This is a genomic window from Methylorubrum sp. B1-46, from assembly GCF_021117295.1.
Taxonomy (GTDB): Bacteria; Pseudomonadota; Alphaproteobacteria; order Rhizobiales; family Beijerinckiaceae; genus Methylobacterium.
Map to the genome: position 1 here is coordinate 3657363 of NZ_CP088247.1, position 25456 is coordinate 3682818.

The 25456-nt window shown below is 68.7% G+C and carries 22 protein-coding genes, 1 tRNA gene and 1 pseudogene; 16 read left to right on the forward strand and 8 right to left on the reverse strand.

Features of this window, described 5'->3' with window-relative positions; genetic code table 11:
* Window positions 1-12 precede the first annotated feature (12 nt).
* Window positions 13-2661 (reverse strand): MMPL family transporter, encoded by a 2649-nt coding sequence (locus LPC10_RS16965; RefSeq protein WP_231343620.1) that lies wholly within the window; start codon window positions 2659-2661, stop codon window positions 13-15.
* 772 nt (window positions 2662-3433) lie between these two features.
* Between LPC10_RS16965 and hpnH the strand changes: the two genes are divergently transcribed.
* Window positions 3434-4597, forward strand: a complete 1164-nt coding sequence (hpnH, locus tag LPC10_RS16970; protein WP_108941242.1) for an adenosyl-hopene transferase HpnH — start codon at window positions 3434-3436, stop codon at window positions 4595-4597.
* A gap of 176 nt (window positions 4598-4773) precedes the next feature.
* Here the strand turns inward: hpnH and LPC10_RS16975 are convergent, their stop codons facing one another.
* Together LPC10_RS16975 and LPC10_RS16980 are read right to left on the reverse strand one after the other, a co-directional pair.
* Window positions 4774-5451 carry a phosphorylase gene (locus tag LPC10_RS16975; RefSeq protein WP_231343621.1) on the reverse strand — a complete coding sequence of 226 codons (678 nt, stop codon included), beginning with the start codon at window positions 5449-5451 and terminating at the stop codon, window positions 4774-4776.
* A 30-nt stretch (window positions 5452-5481) separates the two neighbouring features.
* A complete protein-coding gene (locus LPC10_RS16980; protein ID WP_231343622.1) occupies window positions 5482-6648 on the reverse strand; it encodes a polysaccharide biosynthesis/export family protein in 1167 nt (388 codons plus the stop codon).
* 301 nt (window positions 6649-6949) lie between these two features.
* Between LPC10_RS16980 and LPC10_RS16985 the strand changes: the two genes are divergently transcribed.
* The 4 genes from LPC10_RS16985 (at window position 6950) to rpmF (ending at window position 9827) form a co-directional block, all read left to right on the forward strand.
* A complete protein-coding gene (locus tag LPC10_RS16985; RefSeq protein WP_231343623.1) occupies window positions 6950-7498 on the forward strand; it encodes a gluconokinase in 549 nt (182 codons plus the stop codon).
* A gap of 5 nt (window positions 7499-7503) precedes the next feature.
* On the forward strand, window positions 7504-8307 hold the full coding sequence (locus LPC10_RS16990) for a Cof-type HAD-IIB family hydrolase (RefSeq protein ID WP_231347081.1): 804 nt from the start codon (window positions 7504-7506) through the stop codon (window positions 8305-8307).
* Between the two features lie 250 nt (window positions 8308-8557).
* A complete protein-coding gene (locus LPC10_RS16995) occupies window positions 8558-9457 on the forward strand; it encodes a transglycosylase SLT domain-containing protein (RefSeq protein WP_231343624.1) in 900 nt (299 codons plus the stop codon).
* Between the two features lie 181 nt (window positions 9458-9638).
* A complete protein-coding gene (gene rpmF, locus LPC10_RS17000; protein ID WP_003601373.1) occupies window positions 9639-9827 on the forward strand; it encodes a 50S ribosomal protein L32 in 189 nt (62 codons plus the stop codon).
* A gap of 610 nt (window positions 9828-10437) precedes the next feature.
* Here the strand turns inward: rpmF and phaR are convergent.
* The gene (gene phaR, locus LPC10_RS17005; protein ID WP_231343625.1) at window positions 10438-11049 is read right to left on the reverse strand and encodes a polyhydroxyalkanoate synthesis repressor PhaR; all 612 of its coding nucleotides are present in this window, start codon (window positions 11047-11049) and stop codon (window positions 10438-10440) included.
* A 322-nt stretch (window positions 11050-11371) separates the two neighbouring features.
* On the opposite strand from phaR, the gene LPC10_RS17010 reads away from it, so the two are divergent.
* From LPC10_RS17010 to LPC10_RS17020, 3 genes are all read left to right on the forward strand, one after another.
* Window positions 11372-12556: an acetyl-CoA C-acetyltransferase gene (locus LPC10_RS17010; RefSeq protein WP_231343626.1), complete on the forward strand. Its 1185-nt coding sequence runs from the start codon at window positions 11372-11374 to the stop codon at window positions 12554-12556.
* A gap of 275 nt (window positions 12557-12831) precedes the next feature.
* Window positions 12832-13560 (forward strand): acetoacetyl-CoA reductase, encoded by a 729-nt coding sequence (phbB, locus tag LPC10_RS17015; RefSeq protein ID WP_231343627.1) that lies wholly within the window; start codon window positions 12832-12834, stop codon window positions 13558-13560.
* 152 nt (window positions 13561-13712) lie between these two features.
* The gene (locus LPC10_RS17020; protein ID WP_231343628.1) at window positions 13713-14666 is read left to right on the forward strand and encodes a lipid A biosynthesis lauroyl acyltransferase; all 954 of its coding nucleotides are present in this window, start codon (window positions 13713-13715) and stop codon (window positions 14664-14666) included.
* A 169-nt stretch (window positions 14667-14835) separates the two neighbouring features.
* Here the strand turns inward: LPC10_RS17020 and LPC10_RS17025 are convergent.
* The 3 genes and pseudogenes from LPC10_RS17025 to LPC10_RS17035 all read right to left on the reverse strand — a co-directional run.
* Window positions 14836-16011: pseudogene (locus LPC10_RS17025) on the reverse strand (aminopeptidase); the annotation flags it as partial.
* 156 nt (window positions 16012-16167) lie between these two features.
* Window positions 16168-16461: a DUF2218 domain-containing protein gene (locus LPC10_RS17030; protein ID WP_231343630.1), complete on the reverse strand. Its 294-nt coding sequence runs from the start codon at window positions 16459-16461 to the stop codon at window positions 16168-16170.
* A 412-nt stretch (window positions 16462-16873) separates the two neighbouring features.
* Entirely contained in the window at window positions 16874-18328 is a 1455-nt protein-coding gene (locus tag LPC10_RS17035) for an FAD-binding oxidoreductase (protein ID WP_231343631.1), read from the reverse strand.
* Window positions 18329-18524: 196 nt separating this feature from the next.
* Here LPC10_RS17035 and LPC10_RS17040 point away from each other — a divergent pair, with 196 nt between their 5' ends.
* The 6 genes from LPC10_RS17040 to LPC10_RS17065 all read left to right on the forward strand — a co-directional run bounded on the left by LPC10_RS17040 (window position 18525) and on the right by LPC10_RS17065 (window position 23711).
* Entirely contained in the window at window positions 18525-19220 is a 696-nt protein-coding gene (locus tag LPC10_RS17040) for a fumarylacetoacetate hydrolase family protein (protein WP_231343632.1), read from the forward strand.
* A gap of 38 nt (window positions 19221-19258) precedes the next feature.
* Window positions 19259-19735, forward strand: a complete 477-nt coding sequence (locus LPC10_RS17045; protein ID WP_231343633.1) for an NUDIX domain-containing protein — start codon at window positions 19259-19261, stop codon at window positions 19733-19735.
* 116 nt (window positions 19736-19851) lie between these two features.
* Window positions 19852-19926, forward strand: a tRNA-Gly gene (locus LPC10_RS17050).
* A 238-nt stretch (window positions 19927-20164) separates the two neighbouring features.
* Window positions 20165-21442 carry a DegT/DnrJ/EryC1/StrS aminotransferase family protein gene (locus LPC10_RS17055; RefSeq protein ID WP_305080612.1) on the forward strand — a complete coding sequence of 426 codons (1278 nt, stop codon included), beginning with the start codon at window positions 20165-20167 and terminating at the stop codon, window positions 21440-21442.
* A 375-nt stretch (window positions 21443-21817) separates the two neighbouring features.
* Window positions 21818-22294, forward strand: a complete 477-nt coding sequence (locus LPC10_RS17060) for a four-helix bundle copper-binding protein (RefSeq protein ID WP_231343634.1) — start codon at window positions 21818-21820, stop codon at window positions 22292-22294.
* A 667-nt stretch (window positions 22295-22961) separates the two neighbouring features.
* Window positions 22962-23711 (forward strand): Crp/Fnr family transcriptional regulator, encoded by a 750-nt coding sequence (locus tag LPC10_RS17065; protein WP_231343635.1) that lies wholly within the window; start codon window positions 22962-22964, stop codon window positions 23709-23711.
* Window positions 23712-23750: 39 nt separating this feature from the next.
* On the opposite strand, the gene LPC10_RS17070 is transcribed toward LPC10_RS17065, so the two are convergent.
* Complete coding sequence (locus LPC10_RS17070) at window positions 23751-24032, reverse strand: hypothetical protein (RefSeq protein WP_231343636.1); 282 nt, start codon at window positions 24030-24032, stop codon at window positions 23751-23753.
* Window positions 24033-24332: 300 nt separating this feature from the next.
* Here LPC10_RS17070 and LPC10_RS17075 point away from each other — a divergent pair, with 300 nt between their 5' ends.
* Window positions 24333-24593: a hypothetical protein gene (locus LPC10_RS17075; protein WP_231343637.1), complete on the forward strand. Its 261-nt coding sequence runs from the start codon at window positions 24333-24335 to the stop codon at window positions 24591-24593.
* 187 nt (window positions 24594-24780) lie between these two features.
* Window positions 24781-25191 (forward strand): hypothetical protein, encoded by a 411-nt coding sequence (locus LPC10_RS17080; protein WP_231343638.1) that lies wholly within the window; start codon window positions 24781-24783, stop codon window positions 25189-25191.
* The last annotated feature ends 265 nt before the right edge of the window (window positions 25192-25456 follow it).

A 25456-nucleotide genomic window follows, 5' to 3' on the forward strand; every position in this document is an offset into this window, starting at 1 on the left:
CCAACCGAGCTTCTACTTCACCGCCGCGGGCTCGCGCGCCACCTCACCGGCCGACCGGCCGGCTTCCGTGCCTTCGGGACGGTCGGCATCCGGATGCTTCGGCGGCGGCCCGAGGAAGGCCGGCACCACGAAGAACGCGGCGATCAGGGTGAAGAACAACGACAGCGCGAGCAACTCGCCCATGCTGGCGGTGCCGGGATGGCTCGACAGGATCAGCGAGCCGAAGGCTGTGCCCGTGGTCATCGCCGAGAAGAAGATCGCCCGCGTCAGGCTGGAGGCGAGCATGTCGACGACGCCGGCGCGCCACGCGATGACGTAGTAGATGTGGAAGGCCACACCGACTGCCAGCATCAGGGGCAGGGCGATGATGTTGGCGAAGTTCAGCGGCATGCCGATGACCTTGAGCGCCATCAGCGTCCACAGGGTCGCCAGCACCAGCGGGCCCAGCGTCATCGCTACGTCCCAGGGTTTGCGCAGGGCGACCGAGAGCAGGATGAAGATCAGCGCGAGCGCCGTCAGGCCCGCCTGCACGAAGGCGCCGAGGATGGTGTAGCTCGATTCCGTCGTCGCCACCGGCGCGCCGGTGGCGTGGGGATCGACCGTCTGCACCTCGTTGGCGAAGCGGCGCAGCACCTCGTCGTTGTTCGAATCGCCCTTCGGGTGAACCTCGATGCGGGCGCGGCCGTCGCTCGTGACCCACTCGGCCTTGAGGGGCTTGGGCAGGTTGTCGAGGGTGATCTTTTTCGGGTCGAGCAGCCCGGCCAGGCGGCTCATCAGCGTCTTCAGGTCGGTGGTGAGCGCGACGCTCGCCGCCTCGCGCTTTTCCGCGGGCGCGGCGGCCAGCGTGTCGAGGGTGCCAGAGAGGCGGTCCGCCGCCTTGGCGCCGGCCGAATCGCCGCCGGCGATGGTCTTCAGCGCCGCGGCGGTGTCCTTCAGCGCCTTGACGTTCTCGGCATCCGTCGGCGGCGGCGGCTTGCGGGCCGGGTTGAGCGCCGGGCCGAGGAGCTGCGCCGTCTCCTGGATGGTGGCGAGCTTCTGGTCCTGGTCGCGCGGCACGAAGGTATCGATCGAGATCACCTTGGCGACCGCCTCAAGCCCCTCCAGGCGCTTGGTCAGTTCGGGCACGGCATCGACGTTCGGGGCCAGCACGTCGATCGAGTTCGGACTGGTCGCCGGATCCTTGATCAGGTCGAGATAGGTCGCGATCGACTCCACCTTCGGGCTGCGAAGGTGCATCGGGTTGGAATCGAACGGCAGCTTCAGGAGCAGGGGGATGCCGGCGACGGTGATGAGGCCGACGAAGATCAGCACCCACTTGCGGTGCTCGATGATCCAGTGATCGACGCCCGCCATCCACGTCGTCTCGACCGCCCGCTTCTCGCCGCGCGGGTTGAACACCGCGATCAGGGCCGGGAGCAGGGTCAGCGAGAACAGATAGGCTACGATCATGCCGACGCCGGCGATGAGGCCGAGTTCGGACACGCCGCGGAACTTCGTGGGCAGGAAGGCGAAAAAGCCGGCGAGCAGCGAGATCGCCGCAAGCGTCAGCGACCAGCCGACGCCCCGCGCCGCGCCGCGAAGCGCGGAATCGACGTCGCCGAGTTCATAGCGGTCGGCGCGGTAGCGCACGGCGAACTGGATGCCGAAATCGATGCCGAGGCCCACGAACAGGGCGGCGAAGGCCACCGAGATCGGGTTCAGCTCGCCCACCATGAGGAGGCCCAGGGCCGCCGTGACGACGAGTCCCGAGAAGGTGGTGATCAGGACCGCCACGACGAGCGGGCCGGAGCGCAGGGCGAGCCACAGGAACAGGACGATGGCCGCCGTCGTCAGCGAGTAGTTCAGGAAGGCGTCGTCGGCGAGCGTGGCGAACTCGTCGTCGGCCACCGCCACCGGGCCGGTCAGGCGGATGCGCAGGCCGTGGGCCGCGTCGATGTTCTGCTCGGCGGCCACGCGTCGGATCAGCTTGGTCGCCTCGCGGCCCGGCTCCAGCGCATTGTAGTCCAGCACCGGCTGGATCATCACGAACTTGCGCTTGTCCGTGGTCTCGCTGCGCCCGCCCGCGAGCAGGGTCTGCCACGACATGCGGGCGCGCTGCCCGTCGAGGGCTTTGCGCAGCGTCTCGTCGATCTGCGTCATCGGCTGGGCGAGGTCTTCGAGCTTGGCGTCGCCGCTCTTCACGCCCTTCACGCCGAGGCTGAGCACGCGCATCACGCCGCGCAACGACGGATCGGCGGCCAGCGGCCCGAGAAGGCCCTGCTGCTCGATCAGCCGCTGGGTCGTCTGCTCCAGCTCCTCCTGCGACATCAGCAGGAGGCCGTTGCGATCGAAGAACGGGCCGCCATCGGGCCGGTAGACGGTCTCGATCTCGGAGCGGTGCGATTTCAGGGCCTCGGCGAAGCGCGCCGCCCCCTCTTCGGCGATCTCCGGCGTCTCGCCGTCGATGACGGCGGCCACGAGGTTCGTGCGCTGCGGGAATGCCTTCTCAAAGGCGATCTCGTCCTGGCGCCAGGGAACGCTCGGCTCGATCAGCCGCTCGACATCGGTGTTGATGCGGAACATGTGGGCAGCGGTGCCCGCGCCCGCCACCGTGAGGAGCGCCGCGGCCACCAGTACCAGCCAGCGGCGCCTGACGGAAAACGCGACGAGACGTTCGATCACGTAAAACCCTGCCTGCCTAACGATCCGGCCTGTCCCCGCGTGACGACGGGCCAGGACACTCGAAGTCCCGTCCTCCCCGCGACACAGGACGCGGCGTCCTCAAGCAGGCGGCGACGCGCCGAATCGATCCTCGTCATGGCCCGCGGGACGTGACCCTCGCGAGCGAGAAATCCGGATGGGGACTACCGGTCGGCAGCCCCTTGTCCAGCGGACACGAAATACGCGAGGAGACGTGAACGGACTCCACCCCGATCATCCGTGTCGTTGGCGCGCTACCTACTTGCCCCGGCGGGGGAATGCAACGCGCCCCGGCAAACCGGTCCGCTCCGGTGGGGTGGGTGCGATTGCGCACTGCACCCGGATTGCGCAGGATTATCGCTTCGCACAAGCGTTCCGGCTGATGTCGACTCGATGCGGCGCCGTGACGATCCGCTCGGGCCGGCCGGGGATGAGCCGCGGAAACCGGCACGAGGCATGCACGAGAAATCGTGAACTCGTCTGGTCCTACGCAGTTTGCCATGTGCGAGAAAAGGTCAAAAATCCGCCGCAGAAGGCGGAAATCAGAAGGTTATTCCGCTCCGGATCGCACGGCCGCAGGCTTCATCTCAGAAGCCGGCGGACGGCCGCGACACCGGCAGGCCACACCCCCTCGAAATCGCGCCTGACAAGCGCCCTTTGGGAACAGTTCCAGCCTAATGCGCTGGAATTCCTGTCCTTCTCACGCTAAGCAGCCCGGCTAAGTCCGGGACCACAGCATCTAAGGAGCCGCGTCTTGGGAATCCCCATACGGTACGTCGCGAAGATCGGCGGCTACATCCTCAAGCAGCACATCACGGGGCGGAAGCGCTACCCGCTCGTCATGATGATGGAGCCGCTGTTCCGCTGCAATCTCGCCTGTGCCGGTTGCGGGAAGATCGATTACCCCGACGAGATCCTGAACAAGCGCCTGCCGGTGGACGAGGCGCTGGAATCGGTGCGCGAGTGCGGCGCACCCGTGGTCGTGATCGCCGGCGGCGAGCCTCTCCTCCACAAGGATCTGCCGCAGATCGTGCAGGGCATCATCGCGCAGAAGAAGTTCGCGATCGTCTGCACCAACGCGCTGCTGCTTGAGAAGAAGATCAAGGAGTACAAGCCGAGCCCGTACTTCACCTGGTCGATCCATCTCGACGGCGACAAGGAGATGCACGACCAGTCGGTGTGCCAGCGCGGCGTCTACGACAAGGCGGTGGCGGCCATCGCCAAGGCCAAGGAGATGGGCTTCCGGGTCACCATCAACTGCACTTTCTTCAACAACTCGTCCGCCGACAAGATCGCCGACTTCTTCGATTCGGTGACCCGCATGGGCATCGACGGCATCACCGTCTCGCCGGGCTACGCCTACGAGCGCGCGCCGGACCAGAAGCACTTCCTCAACCGCAAGGCGACCAAGGACCTGTTCCGCGGCGTGTTCCGGCACGGCAAGGAGAAGGGCCGCGAGAAGTGGACCTTCCAGCAGTCGGGCCTGTTCCTCGACTTCCTGGCCGGCAACCAGTCCTACCACTGCACCCCGTGGGGCAACCCGACCCGCACCGTGTTCGGCTGGCAGAAGCCCTGCTACCTGCTCGGTGAAGGCTACGCGGCGACCTTCAAGGAGCTGATGGAGGAGACCGACTGGGACGCCTACGGCACCGGCAACTACGAGAAGTGCGCCGACTGCATGGTCCACTCGGGCTACGAGGCCTCCTCGGTGGTCGATTCGGTCAAGAAGCCGTGGAAGCCGCTGGTGCACGCGATCCGCGGCATCAAGACCGAAGGCGACATGGCGCCGGAGATCTCTCTCGAGAACCAGCGCCCGGCCGAGTTCGTGTTCTCGCGCAACGTCGCCCAGAAGCTCTCCGAGATCAAAGCCTCGGGCGTCGACACCAAGCAGGAAGCCCGCAAGCGCACCGCTGCCTGAGTGTCGCTCACAAAACTCCCGCTGCGCTGTCCTCGCCAGAGCGAGAACGGTCAGTGAGCGAGAGTTTTGTGAGGCAGTCTGAGCCCAGCTCTCCATCGCCTGCAAGAAGACCCGCGTGGTACCGGCCGCGCGGGTCTTCTCGTTTCCGGATTCTCGCTCGGCGACGAGGCGGCCGTTCACGCCACCCCGAGATCGGGTCCGAGCCGGGTGCGGCAGCGGGCGAGCGACGCGAAGGCCGCCGAGGAATCGCGGCCGAGCCGGATCAGCTCGCCGATCCGGGCGCGCCCTCGCAGCAGCGCGCCGAGCACGGCCCGAATGTCAGGCTCGCCCTCCGGCGTGAGGGCCGTAGCCGCGAAGGCGGGCAGGGCGCGCTCGGCCGGGTCGCAGACGACCCGAAGCGCCGCGAAGGGGAGGGCGTGGCGGGCCGCATAGGCGGCGGCCACGTGCGATTCCATATCGACCGCCAGAGCGCCGGTGCGCGCATGCAGGCTCCCCTTGTCGGCAATCGTCATGACCGCGACGTCGGAGCCTGCGAGGCCGCCGGCGGCAACGCGGCCCGGCAGCCCGTGCAAGGCTTCGAACAGGCGGCGGCCGATCGCGGGATCGGCCGGAAACCGCGTCTGCGCATCGAGATGCGTAGCGACGACGACGTCACCCGGTCTCAGGGCAGGATCGAGGCCGCCGGCGATCCCGAAGCTGACGACCGCGCGCAGACCGTGCGAGGGACGCTCGTCGAGTGCCCGCCTCAGACGGGCGGGATTGCCGCCGGCCTGGATCGTCTCGATGCCGGGGCCCGCGGCGATACGGGCCTCGCGGGCCAGACCCATCACCGCCAGAACCGTGCCGCCTGCCATCCCCGCGCCCTCGCGAACCGCGACCCCGGATCAGCGCGTGACGGTGTAGAGCGAGGCGCCGGCGGCGACCGGCGCCGTCACGGTCGAGAACACGCTCAGCACCTTGCCCAGTTCGGCGAACGGCGCGCTCGAGACATAGACGAGGTCGCGGTTGCGCATGCGGAAGCTCTGGGTCAGGAACAGGCCTTGCGGATCGCGCAGGTTCACCCGGTACACCACCGGTACCTGCGGCGAGGCCAGAAGCGGCGAGTTCGGCCGCAGGCGCCGCACCACCGCCGCCGGCTCGTAGCGGAAGATGAACACGCCTTCCGGATCGGCCTGGAAGTCGCGCAGGCCGGAGGCGCGGGCCAGCGCCTGCGACAGCGTCAGACCGTCGGCCGAGAACGGCACCTCGGTGGTGGCGCCGAGCGCGCCCACCGCCAGGAAGGTCTGCGGGTCGCGCACCAGCGTCAGCGTATCGTTCGGCCGCACGAAGATGTTTTCGCGCGGGTTGGCCACGACCGTGCTCATCGGCACGGTGACGGTGCGGTTGCCGCGCGACAGGCGCACGAAGGTCTCGGCCACGGGCGTGCGCACGCCGCCGGCCTGGGCGATGACGTCGAGCAGCCGGTCGCCGCGACCCGAGAGCGGCACGCGCATGCCCATCGCCCCCTCGCCGGTGACGGTCGCCGATTGCGAGATCGGCTTGGTGACGGAGACGAGCACCTGCGGCTGGATCGCCTTGCCGGCGAGTTCGGTCTCGATCAGCGCCTGGACGTCCTGGGTGCGGCGTCCGACGACCTTGATGCGGCCGGCATAGGGCACGGTGATGCCGCCGTCCGGCCCGACCACCTGCTCGGGGATCATGGCGGACTTGGAACCGGCGGAGAAGCGGTCGGCGACCAGCGGCCCGGAGAACAGGCCGCCGGAGCCGGCTTCCCAGACCTGAACCGCGACATAGTCGCCGACGCCGATCACCGGCTCCAGAGCAGGCCGGTTGTCGCCGAAGGTGACGAGGAGACTGTCGAGGGGGCGTGTGCGCAGGGACTCGACGAGGGCGGGGGTGACGTCGATGATCTCGTAGCGAGCGAACAGGCCCTCGGCGGTGGCGACATCGGCGCCGCTCTCGATCGCCGAGGTGGTCGGCCCCGCCGCCGGCAGGATCGAGCACCCCGACACCGCCGTGGCGGCGAGGAGGGCAAGGGCTGGAGCGCGCATTCAGGTCGCCTGACGGTTTCTCTCATCGGGTGGGTAGCCGAAAGCGGCCAAGCTGTCCGTGGCGAGGCCGCCACACCGGGCGGGGCAGCACGAATTGCGTCCGCCTTTCCCCGAAGCCCACACCTCTCCCACGCCTCCCGAAGGACCGCCCTGGACGCGGCGGACACCGAGACCCGGCCGAGAGGATGGTCCCGCGATTCCGATCCACTACCTGTCCGCTTCCGGCCGCGCCGGTGCCGACCGTCTCGCAGGCGGGTCGAGGCGCTCGGCCCGTCTCCCCATCGCTCGTCCAAGGAGCCGGATGACCGATTCTCGACCCACCGCCCCGACCGTTCTCGTCGTGATGGGCGTCTCCGGCTCCGGCAAGAGCACGGTGGCCGCGCTGCTGGCCGAGAGGCTCGGCTGGACCTTCGCCGACGGCGACGACTTCCACGCACCCGACAGCATCGCCCGCATGCGGGACGGGCATCCTCTCGACGACGCGGCGCGCCAACCCTGGCTCGGCCGCATCCGCGCCTGGATCGAGGCCCGACTCGCAGCCGGAGAGAGCGCGGTCGTCGCCTGCTCGGCCCTGAAACGTGCCTATCGCCGGACCCTGATCGGCGCTTCCCCCCGCATCCGCCTCGTCTTCCTGGAGGGGAGCCGGGAGCTCATCCAAAGCCGGATTCGGGCGCGCCATGGCCACTTCATGCCGGCCACGCTTCTGGACAGCCAGCTCGCCGCCCTCGAACCGCCGGGACCGGACGAAGCCCCGATCACCGTCGGCATCGAGGAGGGCCCCGACGCCATCGTTGCGGCGGTTGCCACGCGGCTCGGCGTCCCGGCCAGCGACATCTGCGGATCGTCATGAACAGCATGGACATCGCCCTCGTCGTCTCCGACGTCGACGGAACGCTCGTCACCGACGACAAGCGGCTCACGCCGGCCGCGATCGACGCGGTGCGGCGGCTCGGCGCGGCAGGGATCGGCTTCACCCTGGCCTCCAGCCGCCCGCCGGTCGGCCTGCGCTCACTCGCCGAGAGGCTCGACCTGCGCCTGCCGATGGGCGCCTTCAACGGCAGCACCGTCTGCGCCCCCGACCTCCGGCCGATCTCGGAGGCGGTGATCCCCGAGGCGGTCGCCCGCGAGGCGGCCGCGCGCCTCGACGCGGCCGGGATCGACCTGTGGGTGTTCGCCGACGGCGCCTGGAACCTGCGTGACGCGCAAGCGCCCTATACCGATCTCGAGCGCCGTACCTTGCAAACGGATCCGACGGTGATGCCGGACCTGTCGCCCCTGCTCGGACGGGCAGCCAAGATCGTCGGCGTGAGCCGCGACCATTCCGGCCTTGCGCGGCTGGAGGCGACGCTCGTGGCGGCGCTGGACGGGCGGGCGGCCGTCCATTGCTCACAGCCCTACTACCTCGACGTGACGCCGCCCGGCATCGACAAAGGCAGCTTCGTCGCCGATCTCGGGCGCCAGCTCGGCCTTCCGCGGCAGCGAATCGCCACGCTGGGTGACGCCGCCAACGACATCGCCCTGTTCCGCGAGAGCGGATTGTCGATCGCCATGGGCAACGCCGCCGCAACCGTGCAGCGGGCGGCTTCAGTGGTGGCACCGAGCAACAACGAGGACGGTTTCGCCCGCGCGATCAACCGGTTCGTGTTCGGGGACACCTGAGGCCCCTGCCTCCGGCCGCGGCGGGCGGCTGTGCCTCTTCTGCGACAGGGTCGGGGCCGCGCGCCCCGGCATCCGCAGGGATTTGCCCGGGCTCCACGTTCCCGCCTCATTTGGCCCCGACCCAGGTGAGACAAACTGAGCCGTAACGAGTGCCCCTCGCGAGGCTCCCGCGGCAGCCGCTTCCCGTCAGGGATGGGCTGCCGGTCCACGGGAGGCTGAAGCGAGGCACCCAAAAACGACCGGGTCCCCCATGCGTCTTCTCCTCGCCGCCCTGCTTGCCGCCGCCCCGGCGTCGGCCTTCGCTCAAGCGGCGGCGCGGGACAACATCGATGCACTGATCGCCGAGCAGGCCCGGGCCAACAAGGTGCCCGAGGCGTTCGTCCATCGCGTGGTCAAACGGGAGAGCAACTACAACGCCCGCGCCAAGGGCGGCTCGGCGCTGGGCCTGATGCAGATCAAGCACGCCACCGCGCGGGGCCTCGGCTATACCGGCGACGCCGCCGGGCTGTTCGACCCCGAGACCAACCTGAAATACGGCATCGCCTATCTCGCCGGCGCCTACCGCGCCGCGAAGGGCGATCTGGAGCAGGCCTACCGCTACTACAATCGCGGCTACTACTACGCCGCCAAGCGCCTCGGCATCGACGCCACGCCGCCCGACGATGCGGGGGCGACGACCGTCGCCTCTGCCGCGCCGGCCGCCGGCACGAGCGCTCGCTCGGCCAACGGCTTCGACGGTCTATTCGCCCTTCGCGGCAACGCACCGGCGGCTGGCACCCCGCAGGCGCTGGCCTACGCCGCGCCGGGGCCGGGCCCAACCGACGCCGTGGAGGTGCCGCTCCCGCCGCGCCGGCCCGCTGCCCTCGCCGCCGAACCGGCGCTGCAGGTCGCAAGCCTCGCCCAGGCCGCCGCACAGCCGCAGGCCGCAGCCCAAGCCACGCTTCAAGTACCGAACCAGCCTCAGCCGAGTCCGCAGGCTGCCGCCGGACAGCACGCGGCCGTGTCCGATTCCGTCGAAGTGCCGCTGCCGCCGCGCCGCCCCTCCGAGACCGCGCTCGCGGCGATCGTCCGCGCCCCCATCGTGGTGGCTCGCAAGCCCGCCGAACCCGCCCCGATCCGGGAGGCCTCGGCAGCCCCCGCCACACCGTGACCATGTCGTGCGCCTATCGCACGTCAGCCGCCTGTCCATAGAGGAACGGGCGCTCTAGCCAGTCGCCCTTCCTGCGGTTATACAGCCCGCCTCGAATCTCCGTCACTCAACGCGGTGCCATCGGCGATCCCCCGATTAAGGGGATGGGCCTTGGGCGCCCTATTTGCCTGAGGTACATCCCATGGCCGTTCCGAAGCGAAAGACGTCCCCCTCCCGCCGCGGCATGCGCCGCTCCGCCGACGCCCTCAAGGCCCCGACCTATGTCGAGGACAAGGACTCGGGCGAGCTGCGCCGCCCGCACCACATCGACCTGAAGACCGGCATGTATCGCGGCCGTCAGGTTCTGAAGGTGAAGTCCGCCGAGGCGTAAGGACTGAGAGCCGCCGGAACTGTCCGGCGGCCACAGATCCGTTATCTGGAGGCCGCGGCCCGTGCGTAGAGCGCGGCCGCGGCCTTCGTGCGTTCCAAGCGGGCCGGACGCAGGGCAGGGTCGGCGCTGACGATCAACTGGGTCAGAAAATCCGCCATCGGGCGACCGCCCCGGAGGCGGGGACCGGCTCCGGCGGATGACTGGGCCACCAGAGCACGCGAGGAGGCGTCGGGACCGCTGGTCTCACCTGAGTCGGCGTGGCCCTGATCGGCACAATCGGTCTTGGAACGGTCCATGTCGCGTCGCATCTCCGGCCCCGCACGCGATCTCGTGCAAGGCCTGGGCCGACGTTAACCGGATCTTAACGAACTGTCTCGCGCCCGGCAGGTGCGGAATCCGAGGAATCCTCGACCAGGGATGGCCCCGCCTGTCACACACGGACACGCCCCGCGGAGCATGTCCGAAGAGCCGGAAGAACAGCCGCAGGAACGTCGATCGGAGCGACCCTCGAGGCTGCTGAGGCCACCGCAGGAGGTTGTGGTGGAACGAAGAAAAGGGGCATCGCCCTCGAGCGATACCCCCTGAAAGACGCCGCGAAGATGCCGCAGCGCTACTTGCGCGCCAGCAATTCCAGGCGGGCCTGCATCTCCGCCATCTGCTTTTTCAATTCGTCGAGGTCGTTTCCTCCGCCGGCGGCAGGGACGGCGGCCGGCGGCGAGGCGGGCGCGGCGCCCGAACCCGAGGGCGGGGCAGGGGGGCCGAAGCCGCCGGTGAACATCTTCATCGCATCGCCGAAGAAGGTCATGTTGGCCCGCACCTGCTCCTGCAGAGCCTGCTGGAAAGCGGAGGGGCCGAAGCTCTGAGCCATCTTCTCGCGAAGGCCGTCCTGGTCCTTGGCGAAGTTCGCCATGGAGAATTCGAGGAAGCTCGGCACCATCGTGCGCATGCTGTCGCCGTAGAAGCGGATCAGTTGCCGCAGGAAGGCCACCGGCAGCAAGTTGTCCTCGCCGGCCTTGTTTTCTTGCTCGAAGATGATCTGGGTCAGGACCGAGCGGGTGATGTCATCGCCCGAGCGCGCATCGTAAACGATGAAGTCCTCGCCGTTCTGCACCATCGTCGCGAGGTCTTCGAGCGTGACGTAGGTGGATGTGCCGGTGTGATAGAGCCGGCGATTGGCGTATTTCTTGATGACGGTCTGATGCGCCCTGCCGTTCTCGGCCATCGTTGCGACACCTCCCGCTTCGGTCATGAGTCTGCGCAAAGCTCAACGCTCCGCCATGATCGGCTGCCCGCCTGCGCAGGCCGGGTCCTGCATTCGTCAGCTCCGACCTTAAGGCTTACGCGACGCGGCGAAAACAGCAATTTATCTCTGTCCCCGCAGAATCCGACGGCACGCGTCTGTGCGGGTGCGACGTTCCGGCCATCTTGTCCGAAAGCACGCTTGACTTCGCGAGTGCTGCGCTCTTCATCCGGTGAACGGCAAGTCGCGCACCGGACATTCTGGTCTACCAAATATCGCGCAGCCGAACGAGGAGAACGTCACGATGGCAGCCAGCGAAGATATCGTCATTGTCGGGGCGGCGCGCACACCGGTGGGTTCGTTCGCCGGCGCCTTCGGCTCCGTGCCCGCGCACGAACTCGGCGCGGTGGCGATCAAGGCGGCTTTGGAGCGGGCGGGCGTTTCGCCGGACGACGTGGACGAGGTGATCTTCGGCCAGGTGCTCACGGCGGCCGCCGGCCAGAACCCGGCGCGCCAAGCTGCCATCGCCGCCGGCATCCCGGAGAAGGCCACGGCCTGGGGCCTCAACCAAGTCTGTGGCTCAGGCCTGCGCACCGTCGCCGTCGGCATGCAGCAGATCGCCAACGGCGACGCCAAGGTGATCGTGGCCGGCGGCCAGGAATCGATGTCGCTCTCCCCCCATGCGCAGTACCTGCGCGGCGGCCAGAAGATGGGTGACCTCAAGCTCGTCGATACGATGATCAAGGACGGCCTGTGGGACGCCTTCAACGGCTACCACATGGGCCAGACCGCCGAGAACGTGGCTCAGGCCTTCCAGCTCACCCGCGAGCAGCAGGACCAGTTCGCGGTCCGCTCGCAGAACAAGGCCGAGGCCGCCCGCAAGGAGGGCCGGTTCAAGGAGGAGATCGTCCCCGTCACGGTGAAGGGCCGGAAGGGCGACACGATCGTCGACACCGACGAGTACATCCGCGACGGCGCGACCGTCGAGGCGATGGCCAAGCTCAAGCCCGCCTTCACCAAGGACGGCACCGTGACCGCGGCCAACGCCTCGGGCCTCAACGACGGCGCCGCCGCCCTCGTGCTGATGTCGGCCTCCGAGGCCGAGCGCCGGGGCATCAAGCCGCTGGCCAAGATCGTGTCCTGGGCAACCGCGGGCGTCGATCCCAAGGTGATGGGCACCGGCCCGATCCCGGCCTCGCGCAAGGCCCTGGACAAGGCCGGCTGGAAGCCCGCCGACCTCGACCTGATCGAGGCAAACGAGGCCTTCGCCGCCCAGGCACTGGCCGTGAACAAGGACATGGGCTGGGACGACGAGAAGGTGAACGTCAATGGCGGCGCCATCGCCATCGGCCACCCGATCGGCGCCTCGGGCGCCCGCGTCCTCATCACCCTGCTGCACGAGTTGAAGCGCCGCGATGCCAAGCGAGGCCTCGCCACCCTCTGCATCGGCGGCGGCATGGGCGTCGCGATGTGCGTCGAGCGGGTCTGAGTGACCGGCCTTGGAGGGGAGGGCATCTGCTGCCCTCTCTTCCCCTGAAATGCCTTGCCCTGACCTCAAGCTGAATTTGACGAAAACAGCTTGAGAGTTTGTGAAATTTAAATGCGGTGCCAGTGTCCGGTCGCCCGGTTACACAGCCTGGGCAAGGCGCAGCGACCCGCTCCCGCGAAGGTGGTGACAGGATCCTTGTCCTGTTGGCCACACGCCTAGCGGGTGTTTCGCGAACCAGCTTAACAACAACCCGATACGGGAGCACGGAGGAAATCATGGCTCAGGAACGCGTCGCCCTCGTCACGGGCGGAACGCGCGGCATCGGCGCCGCGATCTCGAAGCGCCTGAAGGACAAGGGCTACAAGGTCGCTGCCAATTACGGCGGCAACGACGAGGCCGCCAACGCCTTCAAGGCCGAGACCGGCATCCCGGTGTTCAAGTTCGACGTCGGCGATCTCGCGAGCTGCGAAGCCGGCATCAAGGCGATCGAGGCAGAACTCGGACCGATCGACGTCCTGGTGAACAACGCCGGCATCACCCGCGACGGCGCCTTCCACAAGATGTCCTTCGAGAAGTGGCAGGCGGTCATCAAGACCAACCTCGACTCGATGTTCACCTGCACCCGTCCGCTGATCGACGGTATGCGCTCGCGCAATTTCGGGCGCATCATCATCATCTCGTCGATCAACGGCCAGAAGGGCCAAGCCGGCCAGACCAACTACTCGGCCGCCAAGGCCGGCGTGATCGGCTTCGCCAAGGCGCTGGCGCAGGAGAGCGCCTCCAAGGGCATCACCGTGAACGTGGTGGCCCCCGGCTACATCGCCACCGAGATGGTGATGGCGGTGGCCGAGGACATCCGCAACAAGATCATCTCGACGATCCCGACCGGCCGCCTCGGCGAAGCCGACGAGATCGCCCACGCGGTCGAGTATCTCGCCAGCGACGAGGCCGGCTTCGTGACCGGCTCGACGCTGACGATCAACGGCGGCCAACACTTCGTCTGATCGACGTCCTCGTCCCGCGCCTTCCGAAGGCCGCCGGTCCGCTCGACGGGCCGGCGGCCTTCGCCATTTTCGGGCAGAATGCTCGCTTGCCCGAGAAAAATACCTTATTCCGCGTTTCCACCTCCCCGAATCCTCCGATCGATGAACCGGCTGTGCTGCGCCTCGCGCTGATCCTGCGGCGGAACCTGCCCCGGCTGGCGGGCCTCGCGACCATCCCGCTGATCCGGGCGGTGTTCCTCCTCGCGCGGATGCTCGGCACCGACCGGGCGAGTGCGGCCGGCGGCCGACTCGCGCGTCTCGTCGGCCCGTTCCTGCCCTCGCACCGCACGGCGATGGCCAACCTCCGCGCAGCCTATCCGAAGGAGGACGAGGCGCGCCTGCGGGCGATCGCAGGGGAGGCCTGGGAGAATCTCGGGCGCACCGGCGCGGAATACGCCCATCTCGACACGATCTTCGACTTCGATCCCGAGAACCTCGCCACCCAGCGCATGGAGGTGCGCGGGCTGGAGCAGTTCTTCGCGATCCGCGACGACGGGCAGCCGGGGCTGATCTTCTCCGCCCACCTCGCCAACTGGGAATTGCCGGCGATCTGCGCGGAAAAATTCGGGCTGGAGACCACCGCGGTGTTCCGGCCGCCGAACAATCCGGCCGCCGCCCAACTGGTGCAGGAGGTGCGCCGCAAGACCATGGGGGGCTTGGCCGCCTCCGGGCCCGGTGCCGTCTTCGCCATGCAGGGCGTGGTGGAGCGCGGCGGCCATCTCGGCCAGCTCATCGACCAGCACTTCACCCGCGGCGTGGTGGTTCAGTTCTTCGGCCGCCCGGTTCTCGCCAACCCGCTGCTCGGCAAGCTCGCCCGGCACCACGATTGCCCGGTCCACGGCGCGCGGGTGGTGCGCAAGCCGGGCGGGCGCTTCCTGCTCGAACTGACGCCGCCCCTCGACCTGCCCCGCGGCCCCGACGGGCTCATCGACGTTCAAGGCGCGATGCAGGCGATGACGCGCGTGGTCGAGGGATGGGTGCGCGAGCATCCCGGCCAGTGGCTGTGGATGCACCGCCGCTGGCGGCCCAACATGCTGCCGAAAGGGACACCGACGCACACCGCCTGACAGCGCGCCATTCCATCGTTCAGAGGGGGCGGCGCGGCGGCGACGCCCCAGCTTTCCGCTCTCTCCGCCATCGCGAGCGTCAGCGAAGCGATCCAAGGCGCGACTTCTCCGGAAGAGTGACGCTCTGGATTGCTTCGGTTTCGCCTCGCAAGGACGGACTTGAATCGGATCAGTCGGCCCACTCGCCGCGGCGCATCACCGGCACGGCCTCGCCGGACGCCGTGATCCCGTCCACGTCGATCTCGGCCGAGCCGATCATCCAGTCGATATGGATCAGGCTGCGGTTGGCGCCGCGGTCGGCGAGGTCCGCTTCGCTCAGGCCCTCGCCGCCGTTGCGGAAGCATTTCGAGTAGGCCTGTCCGAGCGCGATGTGGCTCGCGGCGTTCTCGTCGTAGAGCGTATTGTAGAACAGGAGGCCCGAGGCCGAGATCGCCGAAGAGGCGGGCACCAGCGCCACCTCGCCGAGACGGGCCGCGCCCTCATCGGTGTCGAGCACCTTGGCGAGCACGTCGCTGCCGGTGCGCGCATGCGCCTCGACGATCCGCCCCTCCGAGAAGCGCACGCGGATCTCGTCGATCAGGGTCCCCTGGTAGGAGAGCGGCTTGGTGCTGGCGACAGTGCCCTCCACCCGCAGGCGGTGCGGCGTGGTGAACACCTCCTCCGTCGGGATGTTGGCGTTGCAGACGACGCCGTTCTTGGCGGTCGTGGCACCGCCGCACCATTCGTGATCGTCGGCGAGGCCGACCGTCAGGTCCGTGCCGGGGCCGCGGAAGTGCAGGGCCGAGAAGCGGGACCCGTTGAGCCGCTCGGTGCGGCGGGCGAGGTCGCGGTTGTGCGCGCCCCAGGCGGCAATCGGATCAGGCCCGTCAATGCGCGAGGCGGAGAACACGGCGTCCCACAGCCGGGCGACCGCCTCGTCCTCGGGCAGGTCGGGAAAGACCGTGCGGGCCCAGGGCTTCGTCGCCGCCGAGACGATGGTCCAGTTGGTGGAGAAGCCCGCGATCAGTTCCAGGGCCGGCACGTAGGCCTGGGAGCGCGAGCGATTGGCGCGGGCGACCTTGGCCGGATCCTGACCCGCCAGCAGGGACGGGTCGTCGCCGGAGATGGCGAGGCGGGCCGCGCCGCTGCGGTAGGCGTCGGCCATGCCGGCGTAGAGCCAGCCGGCGGCCTTGTCGAAGGCCTCGTCGGATGCGTGGGCGAAGCGGGCGAGGGTGGCGGCGTCGTCCGCGTAGAAGGTGGTGACCAGCGCGGCGCCGGCCTTGTAGGCGTGTTCGGTGATGGCGCGGGCGAGCGGCACCGCTTCGAGGGGTGCCGTCATCACCAATTCCTGTCCCGGCCGCAGCCCGAGGCCGACCCGCACGGCGACCTCCGCCAGCCGGTCGAGGCGCTCGGTGAAGGGGAGGGCGGCCGTTCCCGGCATCTGGCTCATGGGGCGATCCTCACGCTATTTTGCCGCGCGCGATCCCCCGGCTCAGATGCGGGCATCAGACCCTCACGCGGCTCAGGCCGCGCGCGACCACGTGATCTCGCCCAGATTCTCGCGGAAGGCAAAGCGCAGGAGGTGGTCGGAGACGACATTCTCCAGCCGTGTCAGGCCGGCGGGGTCGGGCGTGGCAACCTGCATCAGCAGAGCCTCGGAACTCGCCTCGAAGGTGCAGATGCGGTCCTCGCCGAACGGAACGCGGCCCTTGTCGCCGCTCTCCTCGACGGGGAACTTGTGGCTCCAGTGGCGGCAGAGCTGCTTGAGGTAGCGGCTCGCTTCCGCAGTCGGCACCCGGGCCTGAGAGATGGGCATCAATGGTCTCCTTCAAAGTCGGTGCGGGCGGGGACGCACGTAGGGCACGCGGCGAAAACCGCCCCGGATGCGCGTCTCCTGCCCGCCGCTGCGGTGCATCGCTCTGCGAAGAAGCGGCGCCGCAATGCAACATGTGGGATGAGGGCCTAAAATCGTCATGCGACGAAACCGAGGCGGCTCCCCTCACACCCGGTCGCCGCAGAGGGTGATTGTCCGGGCGAAAGGGTTAATGATCTCATCATCCGGGGCTCGAATCCGGTTGTGCACAAGGCCGCTTCCCATCCCTTGGGCCAGCATCATGCCGCGTTCTTGTGCGCTGCACAACAACCACCGGAGGACGGTTCGCGTTCCCATGTGCGCGCCGTCACAAGAGCCCGTCACACGCGCCGTCGCAGGAATGCCGGGCGGATCCTCACACCGGGAGGGCCGGGGGCGGATCCTCGGACAGGGCCACGACCTTGCCGGGATTGAGCAGGTCGTGCGGATCGAGAGTGCGCTTGAGCCGCTGCATCAGGTCGAGGCCGACAGGATCGGCGGTGCGGGCGAGTTCGTCGCGCTTGATCAGGCCGATGCCGTGCTCGGCGGCGATGGAGCCGTCCATCCGCTCGACGATGCCGTGGACGATGGCGTTGAAGCGGCTCCACTGGCTCAGAAACGCAGCCTTCTCCATGCCGACGGGCTGGGTCAGGTTGAAGTGGATGTTGCCGTCGCCGAAATGGCCGAACGGACAGGGGCGCAGGCCCGGCATCGCCGCCTCGCAGGCCGCACTCGCCTCTTCCAGGAAATCGGCCAGCCGCGAGAGCGGCAGCGAGACGTCGTGCTTGATCGAGCCGCCCTCCGCCTTCTGCACCTCGGGCAGCAATTCGCGTAAGCGCCACAGGGCGGCATCCTGCGCGGCGCTGCCGCCGATCACGGCATCCTCCACCAGCCCCGCCTCCATCGCCTGCGCCAGTTGCGCCTCCATCTCGGCACGCGTGTCGGCGCCGGGACGGGGCGAGGACAATTCGACGAGAGCATAGGCCGCATGAGTGCCGGCGAGCGGCGGGCGCACGTCGATGCCGTGCTTCAGGACGATCTCCAGGCCGAAGCGGGGCATATACTCGAAGGCGGTCAGCCCCCGGTCGGCGCCGGCCCGCAGCCGGGCGAACAGGGCGAGCGCTGCCCGTGCCGAGGGCAGCCCGACGAAGCCGACGCAGGTCGAGAGCGGCCTGGGGAACAGCTTCAGGGTCGCGGCGGTGACGATGCCGAGGGTGCCCTCCGAGCCGATGAACAGGTGCTTGAGGTCGTAGCCGGCGTTGTTCTTGCGCAAAGCCTTGAGCCCGTTCCAGACCCGCCCGTCGGCGAGCACGATTTCGAGCCCGAGCACGAGGTCGCGGGCATTGCCGTAGGCCAGTACCGCGAGGCCCCCCGCATTGGTGGCGATCCCGCCGCCGATCCGCGCCGTGCCCTCCGCCGCCCAGGAGAGCGGAAACAGCATCCCGGCCTCCGCCGCCGCCGCCTGGACGTCGGCGAGGATCATACCGGCCTCCACCGTCATGCTGGCACCCAGCGGATCGATCGCCCGCAGCCGTGCGAGGCGGTTCAGGGACAGCACGATCCCGCCGAAGGGCACGCCGCCGCCGACGAGTCCGGTATTGCCGCCCTGCGCCACCACCGGCACTCGCGCCTCGGCGCAGGCCCGCATCGTGAAGGCGACCTCCTCGGTCGTGCCCGGCGCGACCACGGCGAGGGCATGGCCGCGATAGAGCCCGCGCGATTCGACCAGGTGCGGTGCGATCTCGGCCGGCTCGGTGCGGACGTGCCGCGCCCCGAGCCGGCCGGAAAGCGCGGCGAGAAGGCCGTCATGAGAGAGGCGGGCGTCGGTCATCGGCGGGCAGGCGAGGGCATCCTCCGCTCCAGATAGGCCGGGTGGACGCAGATTGCACCGACGACCGTGGATGGCGGGGAAAGGCGGAATTGGGAGATGGCACGCTGCGCGCCGTTGCGGGTTTCTCTCCCGCAGCGGATCGCCGCTCGATCCATCGCGTTCCGTCCGCTTACCGAAAGACGAGGCTTGAGGCGCCATGCTGTCCGTGATCCCGAACCCGTCGCGCGCCACGCTGCCGATCCAGGGCTGCTCCGACCTGTTCCCTGTGCGCAGGGTCTATTGCGTGGGTCGCAACTACCGCGCCCATGCCCGCGAGATGGGTGCCGACGAGCGCGACCCGCCCTTCTTCTTCCTCAAGCCCGCCGATACGCTCCAGGTCGTACCCGAGGGCGCGACGGTCGAGCATCCCTACCCGCCGCGCACCGAGAACTATCATTTCGAGGTGGAACTGGTGGCCGCCCTGGGCCGGGGCGGGCGCGACATCCCGGTGGAGAGCGCCGGCACCCATGTCTACGGCTATGCGGTGGGCCTCGACATGACCCGGCGCGACCTGCAGGACGAGGCCAAGCGGCAGGCGCGGCCCTGGGAACTCGGGAAGGCCGCGGATTTTTCGGCCCCGATCGGTCCGCTTCGGCCGGCGGGCGTCATCGGCCATCCCCGCGCCGGCGCGATCACGCTCTCCGTCGACGGGCAGGAACGCCAGCGGGGCGACCTGTCCGAGATGATCTGGTCGGTGCCGGAGCAGGTCGCGCTGCTCTCGACCTATTTCGAGCTGCATCCCGGCGACCTGATCTTCACCGGCACGCCGTCGGGCGTCGGGGCGGTGCGGCGCGGGCAGACCATGCGCGCGCGGATCGAGAGCGTGGGCGCGATCGCGCTGCGGGTCGTGTGAGCGGGACGGGCGCGATGCCGCCGTCTACAAGACCCAGCATGATCCTGAATCTCGACCGCCCCTGGCTGCACCGCTTGTCCCTGCGCGTCGCGCTCCTCACGCGCGGCATGACCTTGGGGGTGCGCGGCGTCGCCATCGACGGGCAGGGACGGGTCTGTCTCGTACGCCACACCTATGTCGGCGGCTGGCATCTGCCCGGCGGCGGGATCGATCCGGGCGAGAGCGCGCCCGCCGCGATGGCCCGCGAATTCCGCGAGGAGGCCGAGATCGTCGTGGCGCCCGAGACAAGCCTGCGGCTGCACGGCTTCTTCCTCAATCCGGGTGCGATGCGCCGCGACCATATCGCCGTCTACGTCGTCCCGGCCTTCACGGTGACGGGGCCGAAGCAGCCCGACCGCGAGATTGCCGAGGCCGGCTTCTTCCCCCTCGACGCGCTGCCGGCGGACACCACCCGCGCCACCCGTGCCCGCCTCGCCGAGATCCGCGGGGGGCAGCCTCCGGCCGAGCTTTGGTGAGCCGCGGAAAAATCTCGAACGCCCCTCGAACTTGGCGCTTGCATCCTGCGGCGGGATGGTGTTTACACACCTCCACCGACGGGGGCGCCCACGGCGCCGGACGGACGGACAATAGAGCGGGTGTAGCTCAGGGGTAGAGCACAACCTTGCCAAGGTTGGGGTCGAGGGTTCGAATCCCTTCGCCCGCTCCAGTTTCTTCAAAAGAACTGACCGACCTACGAGAAGCCGCCTTTGGGCGGCTTTCGTCGTTTTGGGCTGTCGGATTACGCCGCCATGGCAACGTTAACGATCCGTTAGCCAAACAATTCCTAACGTCCGGTCGGGGCAGGATGCCGGGCATGTTCGAACATCGCAGACTGTGCGCGGCCGGATGGGTGCGCGCCGGATATGCCGCGGACGCCGCACGCCCCCTCGAGAGGCGCCGGACCGATGCAAACAGCGCCGCTTGATCCCAACCCCGAGGCGGACCTCTCCCCGCGATCCGCCCAGCCGCCCACGCTGCCGGTGCAGGAAACCCTGCGACGGCTGGAGCGGGAATTCGCGCGCGTCCTCGACGCCGCTTCCGACACTTCGCCGGAGATGGCCCTGGACGCGGAGGCGGCAACGGGGCCGGTCTATGTCACCCGGCCGTTCCTCCCACCGCTCGAAGAGTTCGAACCGCTGCTGCGGCAGATCTGGCAGACCCGGGTCCTGACCAATGGCGGCCCGTTCCACCAGGAGCTGGAGGCGCGCCTCGGCGATCATCTCGGCGTGCCGCAGGTCGCCTTGTTCAACAACGCGACCACCGCCCTGATCATGGCCCTGCAAGCGCTCGATCTCACCGGCGAGGTGATCACGACGCCCTATTCCTTCGTGGCGACCTCGCACGCCCTTCTCTGGAGCGGCCTGACTCCCGTCTTCGTGGACATCGATCCGACGACCCTCAACCTCGATCCCGCCCGGATCGAGGCCGCGATCACGCCTCGCACCAGCGCGATCCTGCCGGTCCACTGCTACGGCCAGCCCTGCGACGTGGACGCCATCGCCGAGATCGCCACCCGGCACGGGCTCAAGGTGATCTACGACGCCGCCCACGCCTTCGGCGTGCAGGATCGCGGCGGGAGCGTGCTGAACCACGGCGACCTCTCGGTCCTCAGCTTCCACGCCACCAAGGTGTTCAACACCTTCGAGGGCGGCGCCATCGTCTGCGCCGATCCGGCGATGAAGGACCGGATCGACAAGCTCAAGAATTTCGGCTTCGACGACGAGACCTCGGTCATCGGCGTGGGCCTGAACGGCAAGATGAGCGAGTTGAATGCCGCCCTCGGCCTCGTCCAGCTTCGGTACATCGACACGGTGCTGGCGCGTCGGCAGGCCATCGACGAGGCCTACCGGCAGGGATTGCGCGATGTTCCCGGCATCCGCTGCCTCGACCGCCTGGGGGAGGGGACGGCCAACTACGCCTACTTCCCGATCCTCGTCGGCCCCGATTATCCGGTCGGCCGCGACGCACTCTACGATGCGCTCAAGCGCGACGGGATCCATCCGCGGCGCTACTTCCACCCCCTGATCTCCGATCACCCGATGTATCGGACGCTGCCGAGCGCCCGACGCGAGGATCTGCCCGTCGCAGCGCTCGCCGCCGACCGGGTGCTGTGCCTGCCGATCTACCCCGACCTCGACCCCGCGACCGTCGCCCGGATCGTCCGTCGGATCGCGCAGCCCTGACCCCGCCCGTCACGCTGGAGCATCGTGCTGGATATCCGATCCAGCACGATGGTTTAGCCCCCTGTTTCTGCATCATCTTTTTCCGAAAACCGGCAACCACATTTCGGGACGGTGCTCTATCCTCTTGTTTATGCATCGTCTTTTCCGAAGGCCGGTGACCACCTTTCGGGCAGATGCGCTAGCCCGCAGGCCCCGGCATGGCCGAGACGAGGAGCGAGAGCGCCGGGCGCGACGCGCTCGGCCGGGTCTTTTCCGGCTGCCGATCACATCTTTTGTAGAACGGTTTCGCCGGCCATCGGCGGAGCGGTAGGATACCCGTCTCGGCCCACGGCCGATGAGGGGCGCGGCCGGATCTGCGAACGGGGGATGAGCGGGATGGAACGTCGGAACTTCATGACGGCCTTGGGCGCGGCGGCAGGTTTGGCCTCGCTGGCTGCGGCTCGCGCCCAGGCGGCCGACCCCGACCATGGGCATGCTCACGGCGAAGCGCATGGGCACGACCACGGCGGGCATGCCGACCATCCGGCACCGTTCGCGGCGCTGAAGGAGGCGAGCGCCCGCTGCGTCGCCACCGGCAACGACTGCCTGGGCCATTGCTTCGGCATGCTGGCGATGAAGGATACGAGCATGGCCGCCTGCATGAAGGCGACCTACGATCTCGTCCATGCCTGCGCGGCGCTGGAGACGCTCGCGGCGGTCGACTCGCCCCACACCCGCGCCATGGCCCGGGCGGTCGCCGATATCTGCACCGCCTGCGAGACCGAATGCGCCAAGTTCCCCGACATCGCGGCCTGCCGCGCCTGCCGCGAGGCGTGCCGGACCTGCGCCGCCGAGTGCCGGAAGACGGTGTAGGGGCTCGCCCCGAACGGCACGGGCAAGGGCCAGGCAGACAGATCGCGTCCGGCGCGCTCAGTATCTGGGCGCCAGACCTTTCAAGATCCGGCGGCATGCGTCGTCCCGATCAGGGAGGGAAACGGGTGAAGCTGGAGGGCAGCCTTCGGCAACGCCTCCGAAGTCGGTGAAATGGAGACTTTGCCCCGAAGGTGAGCCTATCCAGCCGCGGCACCTCACAAGAGATCCGACATCGATGGCCGGAGCTCTTGCTCAACACGCATCCCATGGCAAATAATGCAATGTCGGATATCGCACATACAGGAGGGAGCGGCTTACATGCCGCTGGATCGACGTTTAACGTGTCCCGCAACCTTCCCGGTCTCTCGCCGCACGCCCCTTGACCAGGCGGGGGCGGCGGACAGCCGGCGAGAGGACCGTGGGAAGCTGCGCCGCCCGTTCTCACGGCGGTTTAGGGATTTCACGTTTGGGGAGCGATCATGACACGGCCGAGCCGGAGAGATTTCGTTCAGGCCGTCCCGGTCCTCGGCCCGGACCTGGCAGACGCCGTGACGGATTCCTCGGTGCATGCCCCGGCAGGTGCGGGGTGCCCCGCCGCCGAGCCGGCCTTGCCGCGCGACGATAGCGCCGCGGCGGGTGGAAGGGCGGTTCAGGCGGAACAGGTCCGATGAAGGTCGTCCCGGGGGGCATCGCCGCGACGGGCGGGCCCGTCCTGCGCAAGCTGCAGGGATTCGGCCGGCTGGACGAGACGGACGCCACCGCCCTGGCCCTCTTCGAGTTGGGAACGCGGCTGGCCCCGTCCGGAGCCGACCTGATCTCCGAGGGCGACCGGCCGGAAGGCATGCTCGCGATCACCGAGGGATTCGCCTGCCGCTACAAGCTGCGGGAGAACGGGGCGCGCCAGATCATGGCCTATCTCATCCCGGGGGATGTCTGCGACTTCGAAAGCTCCGTCCTGAACCGGATGGATCACGGGGTCGGCACCCTCTCCACCTGTCGCGTCGCCCGGATCGCCCCCGAGGCCGCCCGGGATCTGCGCGCGCGCCCAGCCCTGGCGCGGAGCCTGCGCACGGCCGCGCTCATCGATGAGGCGATCCTGCGCGAGTGGATCATGAATCTCGGCCGACGTTCCGCCGTGGAGCGGCTCGCCCACCTGTTCTGCGAGTTGCTGGTCCGCATGCGGGCGGTAGGACTGGCCTTCGGCAACAGCTACGACCTGCCGATCACGCAGCTCGACCTTGCCGACACCACCGGAATGACCAGCGTGCACGTGAACCGCTCACTCGGCGAACTCAAGCGCGCGGGGCTGATCGAGCGCAAGGGCAAGCGCCTGACGCTGTGCGATCTGCCAGGCCTCATGGACATGGCCGAGTTCCGGCCGAACTACCTGCATCGCGAGGTGCCGGTCGCGGCCTGAGGCCGGAACCGTCCGGTCCCGGCCAAGGGGGTGCCAGCTTCAGCGGTCGCGTGTCTTCGTGGTGCGCGAATCCTGGTTCCTGTTCCCCTCCGCAGCGGGGGACGTTCCCGGCACACCGGTATTGCCCGAGCCGCCGCCCATCTCCCCACCTTTCATCGCGTCGCCCTTCTGCATCTCGCCCGCCGTACCGGCGCGCGACGTGCCGGAGGGCGCGGCCGGCTGCTGGGCCCCGGTTTGGCCGGACGTCTCCCCTGCCGACACGGCACCGAGCCCCCCGATCAGAAAAAGCGAAGTAAAACACGCCATGCGAATCGTTTGCATCGATAATCTCCCGATGGTGATGTCACCATAGAACCCCCCTCCGGCACGATGTTTCAGCACAAAATCCGTCGGCACCTTTAATATTGTCTTATATATACACAGACATCGCAGCATCGAAATCGCTGGCAATCCGTTCCGGCGCGGCGGAGGGCGCGCCGGCCTCCCGCCGTTGCGGTCAGGGGTCCACGGAACGCGCCGACATCTTCTGACGTTCACCGTCGGTCCTTGGCTGGAGCACCTTGGCTGGAGCGCTTTGGCTGAAGCGGTTGCTCGGCGGGCAGGAGACAGGAGACCTTGATGATGAGGATCGGACCCCGCACAATGCTGGCTCTGATCGCCTTCTCCGCCACCGGCACGGCCAGCGTGCGGGCCGGTGAGGAGGAGCAGGCTGCTCTCTGCCGCGACGACGTCATGCGGCTGTGCCTGACATCGATACCGGACCGCGGCCGCATCGTGAGTTGCATGAAGGCACAGCGGACGAGCCTCAGCCCCGGTTGCCGGGCCGCCTTCGACGAGGGGATGGCCTCCTCGGCCGGGCGGCGCTCCGCGAGCCTCCGCTAGAGCATCGTCCCGAAAAGTGGCCGCCGGCTTTCGGGAAAAAGACGATGCGAAAGCAAGAGGTGAGAGCATCAAGGGCTCGAACGCGGCGGTCGACCGTCGCGCCTCCTCGAACCGGGCGCCATGCGCACAGCGCGGTCGGACGGCCGACGCGCCCGGAGACGATCGACGACAGGAGAAACGCCTTCCGATGAACCGTTCGATTCTTCCCCTGCTTCTGGTCGCCGGCTTGGCGATGCCAGCACTCACGCAGACCGCAGCGGCGGTCGAGGGTCCGCCGATGCTGCTGCACGGCAATTATTGCGGGCCCGGCAACAACGGGCCGGCGGCACCCGTCGATGCGCTGGATGCGGCCTGCGCTCGCCACGATGCCTGCACGCCGGACGGCGCGCTGGCTCCGAAGGCCTGCAACCTGCGGCTCCAGGTGGATGCCGCGCGCGTGGCCGACGATCCACGCCAGCCGGTTGACCTGCGGATGCTGGCTGGGCTCGTCGCCTCAGGCGCGGCGATGATGCCGTCCGCCCCGGCGGCCAAGCCGCTCGCTGCTCCCGCATCCGTCGATGTCGAGAGCCCGCCGGACTCGGACCTGCTTCCCGAATAGAGCCTCGTCCGGTCGCGCGCTCCTTGGCTGAACCGGTCTCCCCGTCGTCGGCACGCGCTCCACGCGGACGATCTCCGACAGGCGGTGTCGATGGCGGCACGATCTCGCCGGCAGGAAGGGGACGCCACTCCCCGACCTCGCCGGCACCCTATCCTCGGCCCGGCCCCTCGATACGGGGTCCGTCGCATCGCGCGGTGTCTGCGAGGCGGCAGCCGGAACGAGCCGCTACGCAATTCGCCTTGCATTGCACAATCGGCCGCATCGT

Coding starts and splice junctions, on each gene's coding strand:
- LPC10_RS16975 (WP_231343621.1), bottom strand. CDS start 5,451: ATGGCAGGCGGCACGGTTCTGGCGGTGATGGGTCTGGCCCGCGAGGCC.
- LPC10_RS17010 (WP_231343626.1), top strand. CDS start 11,372: ATGGCAGCCAGCGAAGATATCGTCATTGTCGGGGCGGCGCGCACACCG.
- LPC10_RS16990 (WP_231347081.1), top strand. CDS start 7,504: ATGGACATCGCCCTCGTCGTCTCCGACGTCGACGGAACGCTCGTCACC.
- phaR (WP_231343625.1), bottom strand. CDS start 11,049: ATGGCCGAGAACGGCAGGGCGCATCAGACCGTCATCAAGAAATACGCC.
- LPC10_RS17055 (WP_305080612.1), top strand. CDS start 20,165: ATGCAAACAGCGCCGCTTGATCCCAACCCCGAGGCGGACCTCTCCCCG.
- LPC10_RS16980 (WP_231343622.1), bottom strand. CDS start 6,648: ATGCGCGCTCCAGCCCTTGCCCTCCTCGCCGCCACGGCGGTGTCGGGG.
- LPC10_RS17065 (WP_231343635.1), top strand. CDS start 22,962: ATGAAGGTCGTCCCGGGGGGCATCGCCGCGACGGGCGGGCCCGTCCTG.
- LPC10_RS17045 (WP_231343633.1), top strand. CDS start 19,259: ATGATCCTGAATCTCGACCGCCCCTGGCTGCACCGCTTGTCCCTGCGC.
- LPC10_RS17075 (WP_231343637.1), top strand. CDS start 24,333: ATGAGGATCGGACCCCGCACAATGCTGGCTCTGATCGCCTTCTCCGCC.
- LPC10_RS17080 (WP_231343638.1), top strand. CDS start 24,781: ATGAACCGTTCGATTCTTCCCCTGCTTCTGGTCGCCGGCTTGGCGATG.
- LPC10_RS17040 (WP_231343632.1), top strand. CDS start 18,525: ATGCTGTCCGTGATCCCGAACCCGTCGCGCGCCACGCTGCCGATCCAG.
- LPC10_RS17030 (WP_231343630.1), bottom strand. CDS start 16,461: ATGCCCATCTCTCAGGCCCGGGTGCCGACTGCGGAAGCGAGCCGCTAC.
- rpmF (WP_003601373.1), top strand. CDS start 9,639: ATGGCCGTTCCGAAGCGAAAGACGTCCCCCTCCCGCCGCGGCATGCGC.
- LPC10_RS16995 (WP_231343624.1), top strand. CDS start 8,558: ATGCGTCTTCTCCTCGCCGCCCTGCTTGCCGCCGCCCCGGCGTCGGCC.
- LPC10_RS17060 (WP_231343634.1), top strand. CDS start 21,818: ATGGAACGTCGGAACTTCATGACGGCCTTGGGCGCGGCGGCAGGTTTG.
- LPC10_RS17070 (WP_231343636.1), bottom strand. CDS start 24,032: ATGCAAACGATTCGCATGGCGTGTTTTACTTCGCTTTTTCTGATCGGG.
- LPC10_RS17035 (WP_231343631.1), bottom strand. CDS start 18,328: ATGACCGACGCCCGCCTCTCTCATGACGGCCTTCTCGCCGCGCTTTCC.
- LPC10_RS16985 (WP_231343623.1), top strand. CDS start 6,950: ATGACCGATTCTCGACCCACCGCCCCGACCGTTCTCGTCGTGATGGGC.
- phbB (WP_231343627.1), top strand. CDS start 12,832: ATGGCTCAGGAACGCGTCGCCCTCGTCACGGGCGGAACGCGCGGCATC.